14 protein-coding genes are annotated in these 19955 nt (G+C 43.6%); 3 read left to right on the top strand and 11 right to left on the bottom strand.

The window, feature by feature from the left end:
* Window positions 1–16: 16 nt before the first annotated feature.
* Genes ACXAER_RS00800 through ACXAER_RS00790 form a run of 3 tightly spaced genes read right to left on the bottom strand, consistent with a single transcriptional unit; the run spans window position 17 to window position 3116 of the window.
* Window positions 17–163 carry a DUF2256 domain-containing protein gene (locus tag ACXAER_RS00800; protein WP_474825689.1) on the bottom strand — a complete coding sequence of 49 codons (147 nt, stop codon included), beginning with the start codon at window positions 161–163 and terminating at the stop codon, window positions 17–19.
* Entirely contained in the window at window positions 150–1688 is a 1539-nt protein-coding gene (locus ACXAER_RS00795; protein WP_474825688.1) for a cryptochrome/photolyase family protein, read from the bottom strand. Before ACXAER_RS00795 ends, ACXAER_RS00800 begins: the two co-directional genes overlap by 14 nt.
* 3 nt (window positions 1689–1691) lie before the next feature.
* Window positions 1692–3116, bottom strand: a complete 1425-nt coding sequence (locus ACXAER_RS00790) for a cryptochrome/photolyase family protein (protein ID WP_474825686.1) — start codon at window positions 3114–3116, stop codon at window positions 1692–1694.
* A gap of 112 nt (window positions 3117–3228) precedes the next feature.
* On the opposite strand from ACXAER_RS00790, the gene ACXAER_RS00785 reads away from it, so the two are divergent.
* Window positions 3229–4536, top strand: a complete 1308-nt coding sequence (locus ACXAER_RS00785) for a DASH family cryptochrome (protein WP_474825683.1) — start codon at window positions 3229–3231, stop codon at window positions 4534–4536.
* A 12-nt stretch (window positions 4537–4548) separates the two neighbouring features.
* Window positions 4549–6222 carry a cryptochrome/deoxyribodipyrimidine photo-lyase family protein gene (locus tag ACXAER_RS00780; protein WP_474825681.1) on the top strand — a complete coding sequence of 558 codons (1674 nt, stop codon included), beginning with the start codon at window positions 4549–4551 and terminating at the stop codon, window positions 6220–6222.
* On the opposite strand, the gene ACXAER_RS00775 is transcribed toward ACXAER_RS00780, so the two are convergent.
* Complete coding sequence (locus ACXAER_RS00775; RefSeq protein WP_474825679.1) at window positions 6219–6506, bottom strand: hypothetical protein; 288 nt, start codon at window positions 6504–6506, stop codon at window positions 6219–6221. The two genes, ACXAER_RS00780 and ACXAER_RS00775, sit on opposite strands and share 4 nt — an antisense overlap.
* Before the next feature lie 207 nt (window positions 6507–6713).
* On the opposite strand from ACXAER_RS00775, the gene fabA reads away from it, so the two are divergent.
* Window positions 6714–7232 (top strand): bifunctional 3-hydroxydecanoyl-ACP dehydratase/trans-2-decenoyl-ACP isomerase, encoded by a 519-nt coding sequence (gene fabA / locus ACXAER_RS00770; protein WP_474825677.1) that lies wholly within the window; start codon window positions 6714–6716, stop codon window positions 7230–7232.
* 99 nt (window positions 7233–7331) lie between these two features.
* Here the strand turns inward: fabA and rmf are convergent, their stop codons facing one another.
* The 7 genes from rmf to ACXAER_RS00735 form a co-directional block, all read right to left on the bottom strand.
* Window positions 7332–7508, bottom strand: a complete 177-nt coding sequence (gene rmf, locus ACXAER_RS00765; RefSeq protein ID WP_039220169.1) for a ribosome modulation factor — start codon at window positions 7506–7508, stop codon at window positions 7332–7334.
* Window positions 7509–7807: 299 nt separating this feature from the next.
* Window positions 7808–9568 carry a DUF3466 family protein gene (locus tag ACXAER_RS00760; protein WP_474825674.1) on the bottom strand — a complete coding sequence of 587 codons (1761 nt, stop codon included), beginning with the start codon at window positions 9566–9568 and terminating at the stop codon, window positions 7808–7810.
* A 12-nt stretch (window positions 9569–9580) separates the two neighbouring features.
* Complete coding sequence (gene uup, locus ACXAER_RS00755; RefSeq protein WP_474825672.1) at window positions 9581–11521, bottom strand: ATP-binding cassette ATPase Uup; 1941 nt, start codon at window positions 11519–11521, stop codon at window positions 9581–9583.
* Window positions 11518–11751, bottom strand: coding sequence for a glutaredoxin family protein (locus ACXAER_RS00750; RefSeq protein WP_474825670.1), 234 nt, complete (start codon window positions 11749–11751; stop codon window positions 11518–11520). The genes uup and ACXAER_RS00750 overlap by 4 nt, the downstream gene beginning before the upstream one ends.
* Window positions 11748–13844, bottom strand: a complete 2097-nt coding sequence (gene rlmKL, locus ACXAER_RS00745) for a bifunctional 23S rRNA (guanine(2069)-N(7))-methyltransferase RlmK/23S rRNA (guanine(2445)-N(2))-methyltransferase RlmL (protein ID WP_474825668.1) — start codon at window positions 13842–13844, stop codon at window positions 11748–11750. Before rlmKL ends, ACXAER_RS00750 begins: the two co-directional genes overlap by 4 nt.
* 84 nt (window positions 13845–13928) lie before the next feature.
* Window positions 13929–14936 carry a quinone-dependent dihydroorotate dehydrogenase gene (gene pyrD / locus ACXAER_RS00740; protein ID WP_474825666.1) on the bottom strand — a complete coding sequence of 336 codons (1008 nt, stop codon included), beginning with the start codon at window positions 14934–14936 and terminating at the stop codon, window positions 13929–13931.
* A 165-nt stretch (window positions 14937–15101) separates the two neighbouring features.
* Entirely contained in the window at window positions 15102–19940 is a 4839-nt protein-coding gene (locus tag ACXAER_RS00735; protein WP_474825664.1) for an NAD-glutamate dehydrogenase, read from the bottom strand.
* Window positions 19941–19955 lie beyond the last annotated feature (15 nt).

Here is a 19955-nt window from a genome sequence, read left to right as displayed (position 1 = left end):
GCCGCATACAGCTATATCAGAGGGTCGAACGTTTGTTTTTATTCCCGGCACAGCGCTTTGAGCAGTAACGCACGTTTTCCCAGTTTTTCTCCCATTTCTTGCGCCAAGTAAACGGCCTATCACAGACCGGGCACATCTTGGTGGGTAAGTCAGACTTCTTCATTTTTAGTCAGCTTTGTTAGAAATATCGCCGCATCCTGTTTCATGGTTTCTATATTTTCTTCTTTCATTCGCCCGTAGGTTTTATAAATCATGGCCATACGGTGATTGTTACTTAACTTTTCTTTGTGCTTATCTATAAAATGCCAATATAGGTAGTTAAAGGGACAAGCTTTTGGTCCCGTTTTCTTTGAAACCTGATAGCCACAGTTCTTGCAGTAGTTACTCATTTTATTGATATAGCTACCGCTAGCGACATAGGGTTTACTTGCTAAGTTTCCACCGTCGCTGTACAAGATCATTCCCGCTACATTGGGCAGCTCAACCCATTCATAAGCATCGGCATAAACAAGCAAATACCACGCTTGTACCTCTTCAGGGCTCAGTTCGGTTAACAGGCTGAAGTTACCAATCACCATCAGCCGCTGTATGTGGTGGGCATATGCGTTTTGTTGGGTCTCTTTAATACATTGGCGCATACAGTTCATGTTGGTCTGTGCATCCCAAAAGAACGAAGGCAACGCGCGGCTGTTGTTAAAGTAGTTATCCGTTTTTAGATTCGGCATAAAATGCCAATAAAAACCTCTCACGTATTCACGCCAGCCTAATATCTGTCGAATAAACCCTTCGGCAGAATTAAGAGGTACTTGCCCAGCATGGTACGCTTGCTCGGCGGCTTGAATGGCTTCTTTTGGGGTTAATAATCCGCAGTTTAGGTAGAACGCGATATGAGAATGATAAAGCCAAGGCTTTCCCTCGACCATGGCGTCTTGATACTGACCGAAATTAGGCAGCCTTTCTTCTATGAAGGTGTTTAAAACGGTAAGGGCATCTTCCCGAGTGACCGCAAAGTGAAAGTTATCAATATCGCCAAAATGATCGCTGAATTCGTTTTTTACTAACTCGATAACATCTGAAGTGATATCGTCAATATCGAATGTGGTGTGCTTAGGCACTTTGTGAGTTTCTGGCATAGATTCACGATTTTGGGCATCGTAATTCCACTTACCACCTATAGGGTTTTTCCCCTCCATAAGTACGTTGTGTTTGCGACGCATTTCACGGTAAAAAAACTCCATGCGAAGCTGTTTTTTACCTTCCGCCCAGTCAGTAAACTCTTGGGGCGTGGATAGAAATCGATTGTCATCGCAGATGGTAACGGGTATGCCAAGCACGTGTTCCCATTGTTCCATACTCTTTAACAAGCGGTACTCACCAGGCATGGTCACTTTTACTTCATCAAAATCCTTTTCGCTCAATGCGTGCTTAACTTGGGCAAGTAAGTCGCCTTTGTTAGCGCTATCGGTATAGTGAACGTAGTTAACGTTATAGTTTTTATCACGTAGACTATTGGCAAAATGGCGCATAGCGCTAAATAAAAACGCAATTTTTTTCTTATGATGTTTTACGTAAGTGGCTTCTTCACGGACCTCCGCCATTAAAATGGTGTCTTTGCTTTTTACAGCATCGGTAATAGCCGGTAAGGTTTCGGTAAGCTGGTCGCCTAAAACTAAAATAAGTGCTGCCATACCCTACTCTTTTATTTGTTGGAATGCGTCTAAAGCACGCTGCCGTGATGCTTTTAAATCAACTAGCGGCTTAGGATATTCTTTACCAAGTTCAATCCCTGCATCTTTTAGTATTGCACTAGGTGCTTCCCATGGCTTGTGTATGTACTTATCCGATAGCTTGTTCAATTCTGGGCAATACTTGCGCACATATTTGCCCTTTTTATCAAACTTCTCTCCTTGTAATATTGGGTTGAAGATCCTGAAGTAAGGTGCAGCGTCTGCACCAGAACCCGCAACCCACTGCCAACTAGCGCTGTTACTGGCAAGATCGGCGTCTAGTAACGTATCCCAAAACCATCTTTCTCCTTCATGCCAGCTTAGCAATAAGTTTTTAACCAGAAACGAGCCAACAATCATGCGCACGCGATTATGCATGTAGCCTGTTTGCCATAGTTCTCGCATACCGGCGTCAACAATAGGAATCCCCGTTTTTCCTGTTTGCCACGCTTCAAGTGCCTTCGCATCTGTACGCCAGGGAAATTTATCGAACTTATCGTTGAAGTTTTTATTTGGAAGCGTTGGAAAATGAAATAGCAAGTAATAGCTAAACTCACGCCACCCTAACTCGCTCAAATAGGTTTCAATGCTTTTGTCTTCACTATTTCCAAATTTATCTTTTATCGCATACCACACTTGGTTGGGTGAAACCTCGCCAAAATGCAGGTGGGGTGATAAGCGCGATGTGCCGCGAGCTGAAGGGATGTCTCGTCCGTCTTTATATTTACGCGCAGAGTTTTCAATAAAATCTGCTAGATTATCCGCAGCACCGTCTTCACCCGGCGACCATTCTTTCGAAATAGTCTCGTCCCAGTTGATAGTAGGCAGTAAGTTTAGCGACGCTAATTCAATACCCTCATTTTCTACGTCTGCATAAGTTATCCGTGCTGGTGGTGCTTTGGGGTATCGCGGCTCTTCTACTTGTAAACAACCTTTCTTGTAATAAGGAGTAAATACGCGATACGGCGTGCCGTCCTTTTTGAGCACTTTCATTGGCTCCCATAAAAGACTTCCATTGCAGCTGTGCGCTTCGTAATCACTATCAATGAGAAATTGCTTAATCTCTTTGTCGCGGTTTATCTGCCATGGTTCATAGCACCGGTTCCAAAAGATAGCTTTTGCGTCAAAGGATTTCATTAATGTTGAAATGATATCCTTTGGGTTGCCTTTAAAAATTTGTAGGTGGCCATTAAGGCGCTGATTCAGAGAAGCTAAAGAATGATGAAGCCACCATTTACTGGCTCCTCCAGGTACTCTTCCGTCAGGGGTTGTATCATCATAAATATAAATGGGGACTATTTTGCCCATATCACAAGCTGCATTTAATGCCGGATTGTCTTTTACGCGTAGGTCCTGTCTGAACCACATGATACTAACGGGAACGGTCACTTTTTTTCCTCAGGCGTTGCGCCAAATTTAAATATTATTCGTATCTAATGTCTTACGTAGAAAAGCGGATTCAAGATCCGTCAAATTATCAAAAATAACGCTTAAAATTAGTATGATAAATCAGCATTCCAACGATAAACCTCAATCTAGTGATAACAGAGGACTATTCTGGTTCAGGCACGACCTACGGCTGCACGATAATGCGGCTATTTCCGCGTTATGCGAAAAGGTCGACCAAGTCACATTCGTCTATATTTTAGACGATAAGAATTTTAAGCCTAACGCGTTCAGGCTTACTCCAATGGGCGAGCACAGACGCACCTTCTTATTGCAGACATTAGTAGATTTAAAGCAACAACTAGCAAAGCTTGGGCACGATTTACTTATTGTAAAAGGTAGCACTGCAGAGTGTTTAGTTGAGCTGTTAAGGTCGGGGCAGTACACCCACCTTGGAGTGAGTCAGTACTGTGGTTATGACGAAACAGCAGCGCTAAACACAGTAAAACGTTTTTTTAATTCATTAGCCGTTATCGAAACCTCGACTTTTGGTTTATTTGATGAGCAAACACTACCGTTTGGCATAGAAGAGATGCCCGACGTTTTCAGTCCGTTTCGAAGGAAAGTAGAGAAACATTGTAAACCACTAGCGGTCCACGCTACCCCAGAGCGCTTACCTCCGCCCTTTAAACCAACGCTAGACGAATCTTTTCTATTAACTCTCGCCCACGATTTACCGGAACCGTCTGAATTATCTTTTGTCGGTGGTGAAATTGCGGCGCTCTCGCATTTAAACAGGTATCTATTTGACTGGCATGCTGCGGCATCCTACAAGGAAACACGTAATGCACTAGATACATGGAAAGACAGTACAAAGCTGTCTGCCTGGTTAGCTAATGGTTCACTTTCTGCGCGCGAAGTGATGAGGCAGGTACATAACTTTGAAGAGACCGTTGAAAAAAATGATTCCACCTATTGGATTTATTTCGAGCTGTTGTGGCGAGAATTCTTTCACTGGTTACAGTGTAAATATGGCGCTAAATGGTTTCGCTTTAGCGGCATTCAAGGTAAAACTCCTTCCACTTCACATTGCCCTGAGACCTTTGCGCAGTGGTGTGAAGGCAATACTGGATACCCTATTGTAGACGCGTGTATGCGACAACTTGCAGAGACAGGCTATATGTCGAACCGCGGCAGGCAGCTTGTCGCTAGCTGCTTTGTACACGAACTTCGACAAGACTGGCGATATGGTGCAGCGTGGTTTGAACATCAATTAGTAGATTTTGATGTTGGAAGTAACTGGGGAAATTGGCTTTATCTTGCGGGTGTCGGTAGTGACCCTCGTGGGCATAGGCAATTCAACCTTCAAAAACAGACTGAAATTTACGATCCGGCAGGCGAATTTCGTAATAAATGGCTGTAGTTATTTAACTGTATGGCCTCAGATAACTTAAAAAAAGCTAACTCAAATAACTCAAAAGATACAGTCACGGTTATATGGCTAAAGCGAGACCTTCGCTTACGTGATCACGAGCCTTTTTATCGCGCTATTGAGGCAGGAGAAAAGCTGCTCCCACTATTTTGTTGGGAACCTTCGGTTATTGCCGACCCGCATATGGACATTCGTCATTGGCGATTTATGCAGCAGAGTATAGATGACATTAACAGCCAATTACCCGCTCATGCACGTGTTTTGACCTTGCACTGTGAAGTAATAGATGCACTTGAACTTATTGCTCAAAATTACAACATTGGTGCGGTTAGGAGTTACCAAGAAATCGGCCTTTCGGTTACGCATAACCGTGACTTGGCGGTCGCTAGGCATCTGAAAAATAAAACCATTTCATTTTCTGAATCTCAGTATGGTGCAGTAATACGTGGGTTGCCACATCGAACACAATGGCAGCAAAACTGGGAGCATCATTTCGCAACTGCCACCTATGATTTTGATATAGAAGCAGCAAAATGGGTTAATTGGCGCGAGCATTCTAGTCTTCAAAAAGCGTCTAAATCTTTTGAGGAAATAGCTGAATTAAAATCCTTTCCATCCGACCGTCCTAAAGACTATTCTGACGGAGTTGAATGTAACGTATACAAGTCTGAGTACACCAAAAATGAAGTGGCATCCGATATAGCTACAATGCAGCCTGGCGGTGAAAAACGTGCTTGGCAGGTGTTAAAAGACTTCTTCAGCCATCGTGGGCAGTACTATCACCAGCATATCTCAAAGCCTGAATATGCACGTCGAGCATGTTCGCGATTGAGCCCTTATCTCGCATGGGGCAATATCTCAATAAAGCAGGTTTATCAAAGCGTTCAGCTAGAAAAGCTAGCTAAGAAAGCTTTATCAACACCACAGCGCAAACAGTGGAGTCGCGCCCTATCTGCCTTAACATCGAGACTGCACTGGCACTGTCACTTTATTCAAAAATTTGAAAGCGAAGCTAGTATCGAGTGGCGACCTATGAATAGCGCATACGAAAAATTTCCTTTCATAGATGGACCTGAATCTGAACGACGCTTTTATCGCTGGTCGACTGGCCGCACTGGATACCCGTTGGTAGACGCATGCATGCGAGCACTAAAACATACTGGTTATATTAATTTTCGTATGCGAGCAATGGTAACCAGTTTTTTGTGCCATCACTTAAATGTGCATTGGTTAAAAGCGGCTCACTATCTAGCTTCTCAATTTTTAGATTTTGAGCCCGGTATCCATTATCCACAAATACAAATGCAGGCAAGCGTGACTGGTATTCACACTGTGCGCCTTTATAACCCTGCAACACAGTCACAAAAGCTAGACCCCGAGGGTGTCTTTATAAAGAAATGGGTACCTGAGTTGGCGAGTCTACCTAATGAAGCGGTTCATGCTCCCTATTTATTACCGCCATTAGAAGCGCAGATGTTAGGCTTTAATATTGACCGTGATTATATCGCACCAATTATAGATATCGCTCAAAATAACCGTATGACTGCTAAAAGGTTGTGGGACTTTCGTGAGCGCGATGATGTCATTGAAGAAGCGCAGCGTATTGTTAGGCGTCATACCATGCAAAACAGTCCAAGCCGCGCGTGGTTAAACAACAAAGTTAATAAAAAAACTTAACGGTTATTTTTTCTAAGCCATTCATTTAGAAGCTTAATTTGGCCACATTTGTAGGCAGCATACATAAGTCGCATAGCATTAGACATAGCTTCGCTGTCGGTCCAGCCTGTTTTATCTCGGATTTCGTCATAGCATACTTTTGCTTCTGGGCTAACATAACCTCTCACTAACTTTTTTCCTGCGTCTTTTTGTCTCTCTCTAAAGCGTTTTTGTTTATCAGCGTTTGCTTTTGCTCTATCTACAGGGCTTTTTTTACTGGTTCTTTTTGTTGTTTGTTCTGTCATAGTTTTCACACATAGATACGATATTGTGAAGCGTAGTTTAATCGCTGTTTATAAATTGAACTTGTAGGGCGATATCCGTACGGGTTAAATTAACGTTAAGTATCTTAGCACGCGTTTTTCTTCAGAAAAATGACTGTTCAGAGTTGTTTGGCGTACAAGTGTTCGCTAAATTAACACCGTCACTTTAATAACAACAATGAGTTGGGAATGTCAGAGAAGAAAAGTAGTTTTAACAAAGAAGATTTATTGGCGTGTAGCCGCGGTGAAATGTTTGGTCCGGGCAACAGTCAACTACCAGCCCCTAATATGCTGATGATGGACCGCGTAGTTTCAATTACTGACGATGGCGGCGAACATGGGAAAGGCGAAATTGTTGCTGAATTAGATATTACGCCAGATTTATGGTTTTTTGACTGTCACTTTCCAGGTGACCCCGTTATGCCTGGCTGTCTTGGCCTAGATGCAATGTGGCAGCTTGTTGGATTCTTCCTTGGTTGGAGCGGCGGCCCTGGAAAAGGTCGTGCGCTTGGTGTTGGTGAAGTTAAGTTTACCGGCCAAATACTCCCTACAGCAAAAAAGGTCACTTACAAGATTACGATGAAGCGTGTGATTAAGCGAAAACTTTTTATGGGTATGGCTGATGGCTCTGTTGAAGTCGACGGTCGCGAAATCTATGTCGCGAAAGATTTGAAAGTAGGCTTGTTCCAAGATACATCGAATTTTTAATCGCTGTTTAATCGACATTGAATAACAAGCGATAGAATAAAAAAAAGCCCCTTTTCAGGGGCTTTCCTTTTTGCATAATCAGTTCATAAAAGAGAAGTGTTATTTAACACTTAAACCTAAGTGTCTATCTTCTACTGCCTCACGCCATCCACCTAACCACTGTGAACGTGCATCGTTTTGCTGAAATGGACAATTTTCCTTTGAACGACCGCTGATACCAGCTTGATAGCCTTTAGAATGGGCGCGAGTCATTTTATCTCTTTTTTGTCTTTTCATTGATTAGCCTCTTTTGTTTGTTGAATGTACAACAAATCATTTTCACGAGCGCTCTACGTCATATCGGTTGATAGTGCCGGAAAATTAATTGCGTACACTACTTTGATAGTGCAATTAACAAAATGGTTCAAGAAAAATATAAAATTAAAACGCTTGACAAACTTTAAACAAATGAAGTTTCGATGAAATTTATGTTACATTTTTTATGCATAAATATGTCTGTTTTTTCATTTTTTTAGCATAAAAAAAGCCACACGAATGTGGCTTTCTAACGCGGTCTAAAAATCGACTATAGCGTTCTATTGTTTCCTAAAACGTCTACGTACAAAGGCGGCAGCAAATAAACCGAAAAATGCGAGCCAACCTGTCGATGCACCGCTGCGCTCAAACGGTTGTTCATCTTCAGGCACTTCACAATCATCGACAGAGCCATTAGCCAATGGCGTAAGCTTAACCGCTACAATAGAGTCAACTAATTGTGTTTCTCCGCTTGAGTTAATAATGTCAACGCCAGTTACGTATTTACTGTTTGTTTTAATACGCGCATTGGCGATAATTTCGTTATCATCATTGATATCAACGGCTTCAATCAATTCATAAGTATTGTCACAAGACACTAGATCATTGAGGTCTAAGAACTCTTCTGTATCGATGTTGTACATAAATGCAGCAGTTTCGCGTAGGGTGTCGCTTGTTGCATCAACATCCGCCTTGCCCACCACAATATTGTTATTGTTGATAGCGTTTGCAGTTACACCTGCACTGACGAAGAACCCATCGGGATATTTCTGTTCTTGGGTATCTAGGTTGTAAACAAAGAGGCGTGAACGTGCAATATCGCTTTGCGAACGAAGCACTGCACCAGTTACCCAGTTTTCATCATTAATAGCAATGGCTTGGCTGATAATATTTTCCTCTCGAGGGAGGAGCTCAATAGTTTCGCCGTCTCTAAATACTGTGGCAACACGCTCGCTTTCTGTTAATCCAGACTGGTTAGGGCGAGTAATCGTAATACGATCACCTGTTAGACCCTCTCCAACGGCAATACCCTGACTATTGATGTCATATGCGTAGGTGAAATAGTGTGCTGAGTCATCTTCATCTGGCTCAAATAACAGCGGATACGTATCTGTACTAATCACATCACCATTGACGTCAATTTGCCAAATCGTGGCATTAACCTCAGACAATAAAACGAAACCGGGCAAATAGTTTGTGGATGTATTCAAGTAGTAGCTAGAGATGCGCGGTACCGAAAAGTCACCATTATAAACGGTAAAAAGACAACGTCCTTCAGATTGGTCTCCACGAAGCTCTGCGTCGGCACAGGTTTCAATTGCCTCATCGACATCATCTTGGAAACTTACTGTACTGAAGCCCGCAACTTGCAGGTTCGAGTTGATTGCCCGGGCCGACGAGAAACCGCCCGCTGTCGTGTCTACAGCTGGCAACGCTTTAGTCGCACCGGAGGTCTGAACAAAGCCCTGCTGCGCTGATTCAGGGTAGGTATAATTGATGGTATCACCATCTTCATTCTCATAAGGGTCTAACACCACCAACCCAGATGAATCACCTACTATGAAGTTGCCATTCAGACTATCTCTGCCTATCGCTTCTACAGAACGCGTATAATCATCGAACTTTTCAGTAACTTCGTCTAAGCCCGGAACCAAAGAAATATCTTGGGTGTCGGTGATATAAGTTCTAAACGGTGCAAGCTTTTGACCAGTGACTGCATTGGTGCTAGAAAGCAGATAGTTAACAATTGTTGAGTAATCTGCATCAGTGAATACACCTTGACGTGCATCATCTTCGTTTTCTAAATCTTCACCGTTAACATCGAAGAAAGTGGTATCTTCTTCTAACTGCTCCACATCTATAGGTGGGTTATATTCAAGTTGCACTACAGACAACATTTTGCCTGAATTATCAATTGAACGAGCAAAATTGTTTCTAGCGGTATCCTGCAAAGGAAGAGGCGTCACTGAATAGGTCGCGGCAAATGCCGAAACACTTCCTGTTGCCAACAGAACGGCGGCGGCAAGCTGAGTTCGTTTCATTTAAAATCCTATTTACTGCTGATTATCTTCCAGCATACTTTCTAGTTCATCCCAGCGCGCATATTTCTGGGAAAGTAATTCTTCTTTATCTGCCAATTCGGCTAATGCCTTGGCAGTAGTGTCACTGTCTTGTTTGAAAAAGTCTGGATCGTTAACTTTCTCTTGCATAGCCTCAAGTTCTTCCTCAAGTGTTTCTAGTTCTTTCGGTAAGGACTCAAGTTCACGCTGGTCTTTGTATGATAACTTTTTCGTCTTACGGGGAGAAGACTTAGCACTAGGACTGTCTGAAGCTGAATTAGTTTCATTCTTTACCTTGGCTTTCTCTTCCTTTTCGATTTGCTGACGTTTTTCCTGTTGCTCTTTATACCAGTTTTCTACGTCAGTGAAACCCCCAATAAATTCGCGAAGCAGGCCATTACCTTCAAAAACTACGCTGCTGTTGGCAACGTTATCAACGAATTCCCTGTCGTGGCTCACTAAAAGCACGGTGCCAGTATACTCGTTGAGTAAGGTCTCAAGCATTTCTAATGTTTCAACGTCTAAGTCATTGGTTGGCTCATCGAGAACCAAAACGTTGCTTGGTTTTAGCATGAGCTTGGCAAGCATTAAGCGGTTTTTTTCACCACCTGATAGTGACTTCACCGGCGCATTAACGCGTTCAGGCGTAAATAGATAGTCTTGCAGGTAACTAATAACGTGGCGCGGGTGGCCGTTCACCATAAGGTCGCGTTTACCATCGCCAACCGCATCAATAACGGTCTTTTCTAAATCTAATCCGTGTCGATGTTGATCGAAATAAGCGACTTCTAAATTAGTGCCTTGTTTGCAATTCCCGCTGTCCGGCTGCAGCTCTCCTAAAAGAAGCTTGATAAGCGTACTTTTACCACTACCGTTAGGGCCAATAAGTGCAAGCTTGTCGCCTCGCAATACATTTAGGTTCAAGCCTTTAACGATTGGCTTACCTTCAATGCTATAGCTTAAATCTTTTACCTCAAACACCATTTTGCCAGAGCGCGCGCCTTGGTGTTGGTTAACCACAGCATTGCCCTGCACTGCGCGACGTGCTTTGCGCTCTTCCCGTAGTTTTTTCAGCGCCCTTACACGCCCCTCGTTACGGGTGCGACGAGCTTTGATACCTTGTCGAATCCATACCTCTTCTTGTGCTAGCTTTTTATCGAATTCAGCGTTTTGTGACGCTTCAACTTCTAAATCGTGCTGCTTTTTCTCAAGATAGGTTTCGTAATTACCCGGGTAGCTAGTTACAGAGCCGCGATCAAGATCAATGATACGTGTTGCCATGGCGCGAATGAAAGCACGGTCGTGGCTTACAAATACAATTGCTCCTTGATAGTTGCTCAAGCTCGACTCAAGCCAGCGGATCATCTCAATATCAAGGTGGTTAGTAGGTTCGTCTAACAGCAATAAATCTGGTTGACGTACTAACGCGCGCGCTAAAGCGGCTTTTCTACGCCAGCCCCCTGATAATGTTGATAACGATATCTCAGGGTCAAGCTTTAGCATGGTAAGCGTTTGCTCAATCTGCTGCTCGAACTGCCAAGCGTCTCTGGCCTCTAATTGCTCTTGCAACCGCTGTAGCTTATTTAAGTTAGCTTCACTAGGGTCTTCACCCACAATACGAGTTTGATGGAAATAGGCTTTTAGCGTTTCACCTACGTCAGATAACCCCTCAGCAACATAGTCAAACAGAGTTACATCTGTGGTTTGAGGTGGGTCCTGCTCTAAACGCGCGATTACAGTATTGTTCTCAATAATACGCTGGCCATCGTCGGCAATAATATCGCCTGCGATAACTTTCATAAGGGTAGATTTTCCGCTTCCGTTGCGACCTACCAAACATACGCGCTCTTTAGGCTGAACAACCAGCTCAACGCCGTCTAAAAGCGGCGGATTTCCATAAATAACAGTGATGTTTTTTAACTGCAAAATGCTCACTGAAGAAACTCCTCTAAATCGGCGGCACTAAAGGGCCATCCAATTTCTTTCTCATTATCGGCCCGCTTCAAAACTGGAATACGAGCGCCATACAAGTGATAAAGCTCGGTACTTGTACGAATGTTAACTTTTTCAATAATAAGCGATGAAAACATAGACGTTTGCTGCAGTTCAACATCGGCTAAATCACAGAGGCTGCATTGCGGGCCCGTGTAGAAGATTATTTTCATGAACGTAGAATCCAGCACTGGTGTATTTTACCCTTACGGGCAAAATCTTCGGGTATGGTTTCGTGGGTGATATTTTCAATGTTCAAGCCAAGGTCATTGATGGCTGACTCGTCTAACTTAAAACCACGTTTATTGTTAGAGAAGATTATAGTCCCCTGCTCTTTTAAGCAGGCTTTTGCGTTGGTAAGCATTTTTACATGGTCGCGCTGAACGTCCCACGTGTTCTGCATTCGCTTTGAATTTGAAAATGACGGCGGGTCGATAAATATTAGGTCATATTTACCTTTGTGCGTACCTAGCCATGTGGTGCAGTCGGCCTGAATAAAGGCATGGGGACCACTTAATTTATTAAGCGCTATATTTTTCTTCGCCCATTCCAAGTAGGTATTCGACATGTCTACCGTGGTTACAGATTTGGCGCCGCCCATAGCTGCAAATACCGATACGCTGCCCGTGTAAGAAAACAAATTCAACACGTCTTTGTCTTTAGACAAGGTTTTTACTTTTTGACGGGTATTGCGGTGGTCTAAGAAAAGACCCGTGTCCAAGTAATCAGTCAGGTTTACCAAAAAGCGAGCATCATTTTCGAACACTTCCATCATTTCGCCAGACTGATTAATTTTTTCGTATTGCTTAGTCCCTTTTTGCTGGCTACGCACTTTAAGCGCAATGTGCTTAGGTGAGACCCCGGTAACTGCTGGTAAGTGTAACAATACCTCTTGCAGGCGTTTACGGGCTTTATCTTCTGACACGGTTTTTGGTGGCGCGTACTCTTGGACGACCAGCCAATCGCCATACCTATCTACCGCCACGTTGTAATCGGGTAAATCAGCGTCGTAAATTCGGTAGCAATTCGTGTTTGCACTTTTGATCCAGCCTTTCATACGCTTGAGGTTTTTCTTCAAACGATTAGCAAACTCATGATTGCCGGCGTCTTCACTAAATTGAACCGTGTTTTGTTCATCAAGCACATAGTTAGCTAAACGGCACTCTAACTTACCATTGTTCATGGCGTAGTCTTTAGTAGCGCGAAGCTTTAATACACGTAATAAATCGCGGTTACTGCTAAGTAGCGACACGTGCCAGCCTTTCCAAGCTTCTTTAAAGCGCTTACCCCAATCGCTAAATAGCGGGATTAACGAAGTCAGTTCACCTAAACGCTCTCCATATGGCGGGTTAGAAACCACGTAGCCAGGTTTACTGACTGGCGGCGATGACTTGGTAGCGTCTTGCTGAGAAAACGAAATATCGTTAAACACGCCTGCAAAATCAGCGTTAGCTTTTGCAATCGCCACCATTTTACGACTGAAGTCGCCCGCATAAATACCGCCGCAGCTCGGCTTTTGAACTGAAATGGCATGCTCAACCAAATCATCCCAAACCTTAGCTTCATGGCCAAGCCATTTAGTAAAGCCCCAGTATGAACGCTTTATACCAGGTGCAATATTTCGAGCAATATAGGCAGCTTCAATTGCAATAGTGCCTGAACCACACATTAAATCTACCAATGGCGCTTCGGTATTCTCTGTCCAACCACTGCGCATAAGCATTGCGCTGGCGATATGCTCTTTTAGCGGTGCGTCACCGGTTTCTTGCCGATATGCGCGTTGGTGTAAACTTGCTCCAGCTAGGTCTATACCCAAAATTACATTGTCGCGGTGCAGTCTGGCATACACAGAGATATCAGGGCTTTTGCGCTCTACTGACGGGCGAGGTAAACCTTGCTCTACGAATGAATCTACGATGGCGTCCTTAACACGAACTGCGCCAAACTGGGTGTTCTTGATAGCAAAGTTAGTTCCGATAAACTGTACAGATAATGTATGACGTGAATCCATCTGCATTTGCCAGTCAATGCCCATCGCCGTGTTATAAAGCGCATCTGCATCGCCAGCTTTACCAGATGCTAGCACCCAAATTACACGATTAGCTAAGCGTGACCATAGGCAAAGTTTATAAGCGTCTTCTTTTGACCCTTCAAACTGAATGGTACCAGGCCCCTGTTTAATTTGTGCATCAGGGCAAAGGCTTAGTACTTCTTGTTTCAATAGTTCGTCAAGACCGCGACTGGTCGTAACCAGAATAGTATTCATTCATGTACCTGTTTTTGATGTACGCGCTTAACATAAAGCGCGTACACGAGAGATTGGTTTCGGGTGTACTTTGTTTCGGCTGTATTATAACGCGTTTACGATGCGTTTAACGAGAGATGGGCCTTGATAAATAAAGGCCGAGTAGACTTGCACTAATGATGCGCCTGCATCTAAGCGCGCTTGCGCCGCTTCAGGAGAGTCGATGCCCCCTACGCCGATAATAGGTATAGCGCGGTCAAGTGCCTTATTTAATTTACGGGTTACTTCCAAACTCATATCGGTCATAACAGAACCGCTTAGTCCACCCATTTCATCAGCGTGCTCTAGTCCAGTAACCGAATCTCGTGAAAGCGTGGTATTGGTAGCAATCACGCCATCCATATTGCTGTTGATTAACGATGCAGCAATGCTTTCGATTTCAACATCACTTAGGTCAGGCGCTATTTTAATGAATAGTGGCACATACTTACCGTGGGTTTGTGTGAGCGTTTCTTGTGCGGCTTTTAAGCCAACTAACAGTTTATCAAGTGCTTCACCGTACTGCAGGTTTCTCAGCCCTGGCGTGTTAGGCGATGAAATATTGATAGTGACATAACTTGCATAGGGGTAAACCCTATTCAGGCAGATAAGATAGTCGTCAAGGGCATTGGACTCTTCAGTATCTTTATTCTTACCGATGTTTATGCCAATAGGACCCTTAAATTGTGCTTGCTTTACCTGCTCTACTAGATGATCCACGCCTTTGTTATTAAATCCCATGCGGTTAATAATTGCGTGCTTTTCAGGTATTCTGAATAAGCGAGGTTTTGGGTTTCCTGGTTGAGGACGAGGCGTAACCGTTCCAATTTCAACAAAACCAAATCCCATGCTCGAAAATGCATCGATACAATCGCCATTTTTATCTAAGCCTGCCGCCAAACCTACAGGGTTGTCAAAGGTCATACCTGCAACGGTAACGGGCTTTTTGATTGTTGGTGTGCTGTACATCCATTTCAGCGGGGTATGTTGGGTCTTGTTCAGCCAGTTAATGGTGAAATCGTGACTTTTTTCAGGCTCGCACTGAAGTAAAAGTTTTTGCACTAGAGATTGCATGGTTGTTTTAAACGCTCGCTTATTAAGGGCCTAAAGAACGTTACTATATGAGGGGTTGCACAGGTCTCATATTCGATGAAAATGCTGTGAAACTATACAATAATGTTCAACCGGCCAATAAAAAGCCCTGATTAACAGGGCTTAAAATATTAAGGTGCGTGTATTCTAATGGTTAGACTTCACGCTTAAAAGCATCAATTCACGTAAAGCGACAGAAAATTTCGCAAATTCATGTGTAGTACTGGTCTTAAACTCTGACATCATGTGATACCAGCGTTTAAGAAGTACCTGATTACTCTCAATCCACTCATCTAGAATTTGGTCGGCATCACCGACATCTTCACGAGAAGACAACAGGTTCGCTGCGATTGAACGCTGCTGCCAATCCAGTTCTTCGCGATATGAAGCTCGCGCCAACGCTTGCCAATGGTTGCTCACTGCTTGATTGTTGATTTGGTCCAAGAACCAGTGAAGCTCTAAGCGATAACCTAATTGATAGTATAGCTTAGCGACAACATCGGTATCGTGTTTGTCGGCTTCAACGATTTGTGCCAAGTCGAAGCTAGAGAACATGTTTGAGAAACTCGCAACTTGATATGCAATATCTTGAGGTACACCTTTATCGATATACTTCTGCGTTGCCGCTTCTAACTGCGCATATTCACTTTCAACCAAATAATGCTGTAAGTTTTTCGACAGTTTATCGAATGTACCGCGGTAGCTAGCAATGGCTTCTTCAATGGATTGCGCTTTATTGCCGTGGCGAATATACCAACGTGAAGCGCGACGCATAATTCGGCGTGCTTCATCCAACATTTTAAGCTGAAGCTTAGCTGGGATAACGTTGTCTAATTCCTCTATACGCTCCCACAGCGTATCCATGTTGAAGATGCCGTGCACAATCGCGTAGGCGTCAGCAATTTCGCTTACACTTGCACCGGTTTCTTCCTGCATTCTGAACACGAAGTTAAGGCCCATATCATTAACCATATTATTGGTTAATTTAGTGGCGATAATTTCGCTTCTAAGCGGGTGCTGCTGCATGTGTGCTGCAAATTTCTCGCGAAGTACCTTCGGGAACGCTTCAACTAACAGCTTACCATGGTAAGGATTGTCAGTGATTTCTGGAATATTGAGCGCATCTTTAAGCACCATTTTACCGTAGGCAATTAACACGCTAAGTTCAGGGCGAGTTAGTCCTTGGTCGGTTGCTACGCGATCGGAGATCTCATCATCGCTCGGTATGAACTCTAACTCACGATTTAATTGCCCTTCTCTTTCGAGGCCGTGAATAAAGCGAAGCTGCTCTTTAAGCTGTTTCACGCCCGCTAACTCAGTGATAGAGATAGACTGGGTTTGACGGTAACAGTCTTTCAAAACAATTTTGCTAACATCGTCAGTCATATCATAAAGAAGCTTATTGCGCTGCTTGAGCGTTAATTCACCATCATTGACCAAGCTGTTAAGCAAAATTTTAATGTTAACTTCGTTATCTGAGCAATCCACACCGCCTACGTTATCGATAAAGTCGGTGTTAACGCGTCCGCCATTAGAGGCATACTCGATACGGCCTAATTGGGTCAAACCTAGGTTGCCGCCCTCGCCCACAATTTTAGCCTGAACGTCTCGGCCATTAACGCGCAAGTCATCGTTCGCACGATCGCCCACTTCAGAGTGAGACTCTTTTTTACTCTTAATATAGGTACCGATACCGCCGTTCCAAAGTAGATCAACTGGCATTTTAAGAATGTTGTGAATAAGCTCGTTAGGCGTCATTGTTAATTGGCGCGTTCCTAACCACTTTTTCATTTCAGGTGTCAGCTTGATTGACTTAGAGGCACGGCTGAATACACCACCACCTTTAGAAATCAGTTTGCTATCGTAGTCTTCCCAGCTAAGGCTTGGGTTTTCAAATAAACGTTGGCGTTCTTTGTAACTTGCTGCCGCATCTGGACTTGGGTCGAAGAAAATATGTAAATGGTTAAACGCAGCGATTAGTCGCGTATGCTCTGATAACAACATACCGTTACCAAAAACATCACCAGCCATATCGCCAACACCCACAGCGGTGAAGTCAGTGGTCTGGCAGTCAATGCCTATCTCTCTAAAGTGACGCTTAACTGACTCCCAACCGCCGCGCGCAGTAATACCCATTTTCTTGTGGTCATAACCTATGCTGCCACCCGAGGCAAATGCGTCGCCCAACCAGAAGCCAAACTCTTCTGCAATACCGTTGGCAATATCTGAGAAGGTAGCTGTACCTTTATCTGCAGCAACAACCAAATATGGGTCGTCATCATCAAGGCGTACTACATCTTTAGGCGGTACTATTTCGCCGTTTACAATATTATCGGTTATATCCAATAAGCTTGTGATGAAAGTGCGATAACATGCTTGACCTTCAGCCTGTATAGCGGCACGGCCTTCTCCTACTGGCAAGTTTTTACAAACAAAGCCACCTTTCGCACCAACAGGGACAATAACTGTGTTTTTAACCTGCTGTGCTTTAACCAGACCTAAAACTTCGGTTCTGAAATCTTCTTGACGGTCAGACCAGCGAAGGCCACCACGGGCAACTTTACCGCCACGCAGATGCACACCTTCAACGCGAGGGCTGTACACAAAAATTTCAAACTTAGGCAACGGAAGCGGCATTTCTGGAATAAGCTCTGGCATCATCTTAAATGACACGTAAGACTTTTCGTTGCCTGCATCGTCTGGCTGATAGAAGTTGGTTCGTAGCGTTGCTGACATCATATCTAAATAACGGCGGATAATACGGTCGTCATCAAGGTTACTTACGTTATCTAGCTGTGTCTTGATGGTCTCTAGTATCGCGTCTTCTTTCTTCTGATTACGCTTTTTCTTGGGGTCAAAACGTTGGTCAAAGAAGTCTACCAATAAACGGGCAATATCTGGGTAGTTAGAAAGGGTATTTGCAATATAGTCACGGCTAAATGAGCTACCAGTTTGGCGCATATATTTAGCGTAGGCACGCAGAACCGTCACCTTTCGACCCGTCATATTGGCACCCAGAATAAGGCGATTAAACGCGTCATCTTCAAGTGTTTTATACCACACCTTCGCGAAGGCTTCTTGGAATAGGGTTTGCGCCGCTTCCATATCAAAATGTTGGCCGCTTTTGTGCAACATGGTGAAGTCCATCACCCAGTTACGCTCACCTTCTGAACAGGTAATTTTATAAGGACTTTCGTCGATTACGCGTAACCCAAAGTTCTCGAGCATAGGTAACACGTCAGACAAATGAATAGGTTCTGCGCGGTGGAAAAGCTTCAGCTTAACAACTTGGCTGTCAGCATCCTCTTCTTGAGGGCGGTAGAACAACATGTCCAACGTATGGTTGTCGTCAAGCATCTCTAGCTTGCCGATATCAACTAGCGCGGCTGATGGAAGGTTATGCTCCATGTAGCTACGAGAAAACGCATTGTTGTACTTACGCTCAAGGGCTTTACCAGATGCTTCACCGTGCGCTGCTGAAATAGCTGACGCGAGTCTGTCATTCCAAGTTTTGGTCAACTCAATAATGTTTTGCTCTATTTCCTTCACATCGAATTCCGCGTTGTTGTCGTTGACTCTTGCAATGTAATGCGTACGGGCATATACAGACTCTGAAAAGAAAGTGGTAAATTCCACTTCTTCAGTTGCACCTAATGACGCTTTAAGCAGCGCTTGTGTTTCTTTGCGCAGTTGAGTGTTGTAGCGCTCTCTCGGTACAAACACCATACAAGAAAAGAAACGACCAAACGTGTCTTTGCGAATAAACAAACGAGATATACCACGCTCTTGCATTTGAAAAATGCCCATCACAATTTGTGCGAGTTCTTCTGCTGGCGTTTGTAACAATTCGTCGCGTGGATAGGTTTCTATAATATTAGCGAACGCTTTATAGGCGTGTGTGCCAGGCTCAAAACCGGATAACTCACAGATACGCTTAATCTTTTCACGCAAAATCGGCAGTTGAGTAACGCTATTGTTATAAAACGATGCTGAATACAAACCTAAGAAGCGATGCTCGCCAACAACTTGGCCGTCTTTATTGAAGACTTTTACACCGACATAATCCATATATGCTGGGCGATGCACGCGAGCACGAGAATTTGTTTTGGTCAGTATCAACGGGTTTTTGCTTAACGCTTCAGCTCTTGCTGATGCAGGCAATCTTGATAACAGACGTTCGCGGTCATTTATTGAATTTTTAAGAAGGCCTAAGCTGGTGTCGTTTTTCGGTATCCATCTATGGTCGCCTTCAATTGCTTTAACCTCATAATAGCGATATCCCATCATGGTAAAGTTATGGTCACCTAACCACTCAAGGTATGCCTTAGTCTGTTTTTTTGCATCTGCGGAGACAGGCCAATTGTATTTCGCGTTATTTTTAATAACGTCTTGTAAAGTGCTGGTCATGCCCTGCCAGTCTTCAACAGCTAAAGAGACTTCATCAACCACTGAATAAAGTTCTTTAGTTAATGCATCGATATCTTTTTTTGAAGTTTGTCTATCGATTTCGATGAAAATGACAGTCTCTTTTTTAGCGCCACCTAGGGTTTTTCCTGGCTCTGCAAAGGTTTCGACTTTGTTCGATTTGTCGCGTTTAACGCCGATAGGGCTATGAAGAAATAAATGTGCAGTAATGTTCAATCGGTTCAGTAGCATACGTACAGAGTCAACCAAGAACGGCATGTCCGACACTATTATTTCCACAATAGTGTGGCTTGAATGCCAGCCGTGTTTAGCTATTTCAGGGTTGAATACACGAATGAAAGGCGAAGAATATTCAAACTTTGCCAAACCATTCCATAAACTAAGTGTTGCACCATAAAGGTCGCTGTCGTTGCGATCTTCTAAATCATCGCTTGATATGTTTTTATACAACAGACGTCCGAATTGCTGCACAAGAGACTTCTGCTTTGTATCTACTTTTTTATCAATAAGTGCAAATACGTTGTCTAGCAGTACTGAGTGTCGCTGTGAGGTGACTGTCATTTGTTAACCTTTTTT

This window comes from Alteromonas sp. AWJ4_199 (assembly GCF_056159165.1).
The sequence above is the reverse complement of the archived record's forward strand: the minus strand, read 5'-3'. Positions and strand labels throughout refer to the sequence as shown.

What these genes read in the sequence shown, in the direction of transcription:
- ACXAER_RS00800 (WP_474825689.1), bottom strand. Translation starts at nt 163, where the DNA reads ATGAAGAAGTCTGACTTACCCACCAAGATGTGCCCGGTCTGTGATAGG.
- ACXAER_RS00795 (WP_474825688.1), bottom strand. Translation starts at nt 1,688, where the DNA reads ATGGCAGCACTTATTTTAGTTTTAGGCGACCAGCTTACCGAAACCTTA.
- ACXAER_RS00785 (WP_474825683.1), top strand. Translation starts at nt 3,229, where the DNA reads ATGATAAATCAGCATTCCAACGATAAACCTCAATCTAGTGATAACAGA.
- ACXAER_RS00780 (WP_474825681.1), top strand. Translation starts at nt 4,549, where the DNA reads ATGGCCTCAGATAACTTAAAAAAAGCTAACTCAAATAACTCAAAAGAT.
- ACXAER_RS00775 (WP_474825679.1), bottom strand. Translation starts at nt 6,506, where the DNA reads ATGACAGAACAAACAACAAAAAGAACCAGTAAAAAAAGCCCTGTAGAT.
- fabA (WP_474825677.1), top strand. Translation starts at nt 6,714, where the DNA reads ATGTCAGAGAAGAAAAGTAGTTTTAACAAAGAAGATTTATTGGCGTGT.
- rmf (WP_039220169.1), bottom strand. Translation starts at nt 7,508, where the DNA reads ATGAAAAGACAAAAAAGAGATAAAATGACTCGCGCCCATTCTAAAGGC.
- ACXAER_RS00760 (WP_474825674.1), bottom strand. Translation starts at nt 9,568, where the DNA reads ATGAAACGAACTCAGCTTGCCGCCGCCGTTCTGTTGGCAACAGGAAGT.
- ACXAER_RS00750 (WP_474825670.1), bottom strand. Translation starts at nt 11,751, where the DNA reads ATGAAAATAATCTTCTACACGGGCCCGCAATGCAGCCTCTGTGATTTA.
- rlmKL (WP_474825668.1), bottom strand. Translation starts at nt 13,844, where the DNA reads ATGAATACTATTCTGGTTACGACCAGTCGCGGTCTTGACGAACTATTG.
- pyrD (WP_474825666.1), bottom strand. Translation starts at nt 14,936, where the DNA reads ATGCAATCTCTAGTGCAAAAACTTTTACTTCAGTGCGAGCCTGAAAAA.
- ACXAER_RS00735 (WP_474825664.1), bottom strand. Translation starts at nt 19,940, where the DNA reads ATGACAGTCACCTCACAGCGACACTCAGTACTGCTAGACAACGTATTT.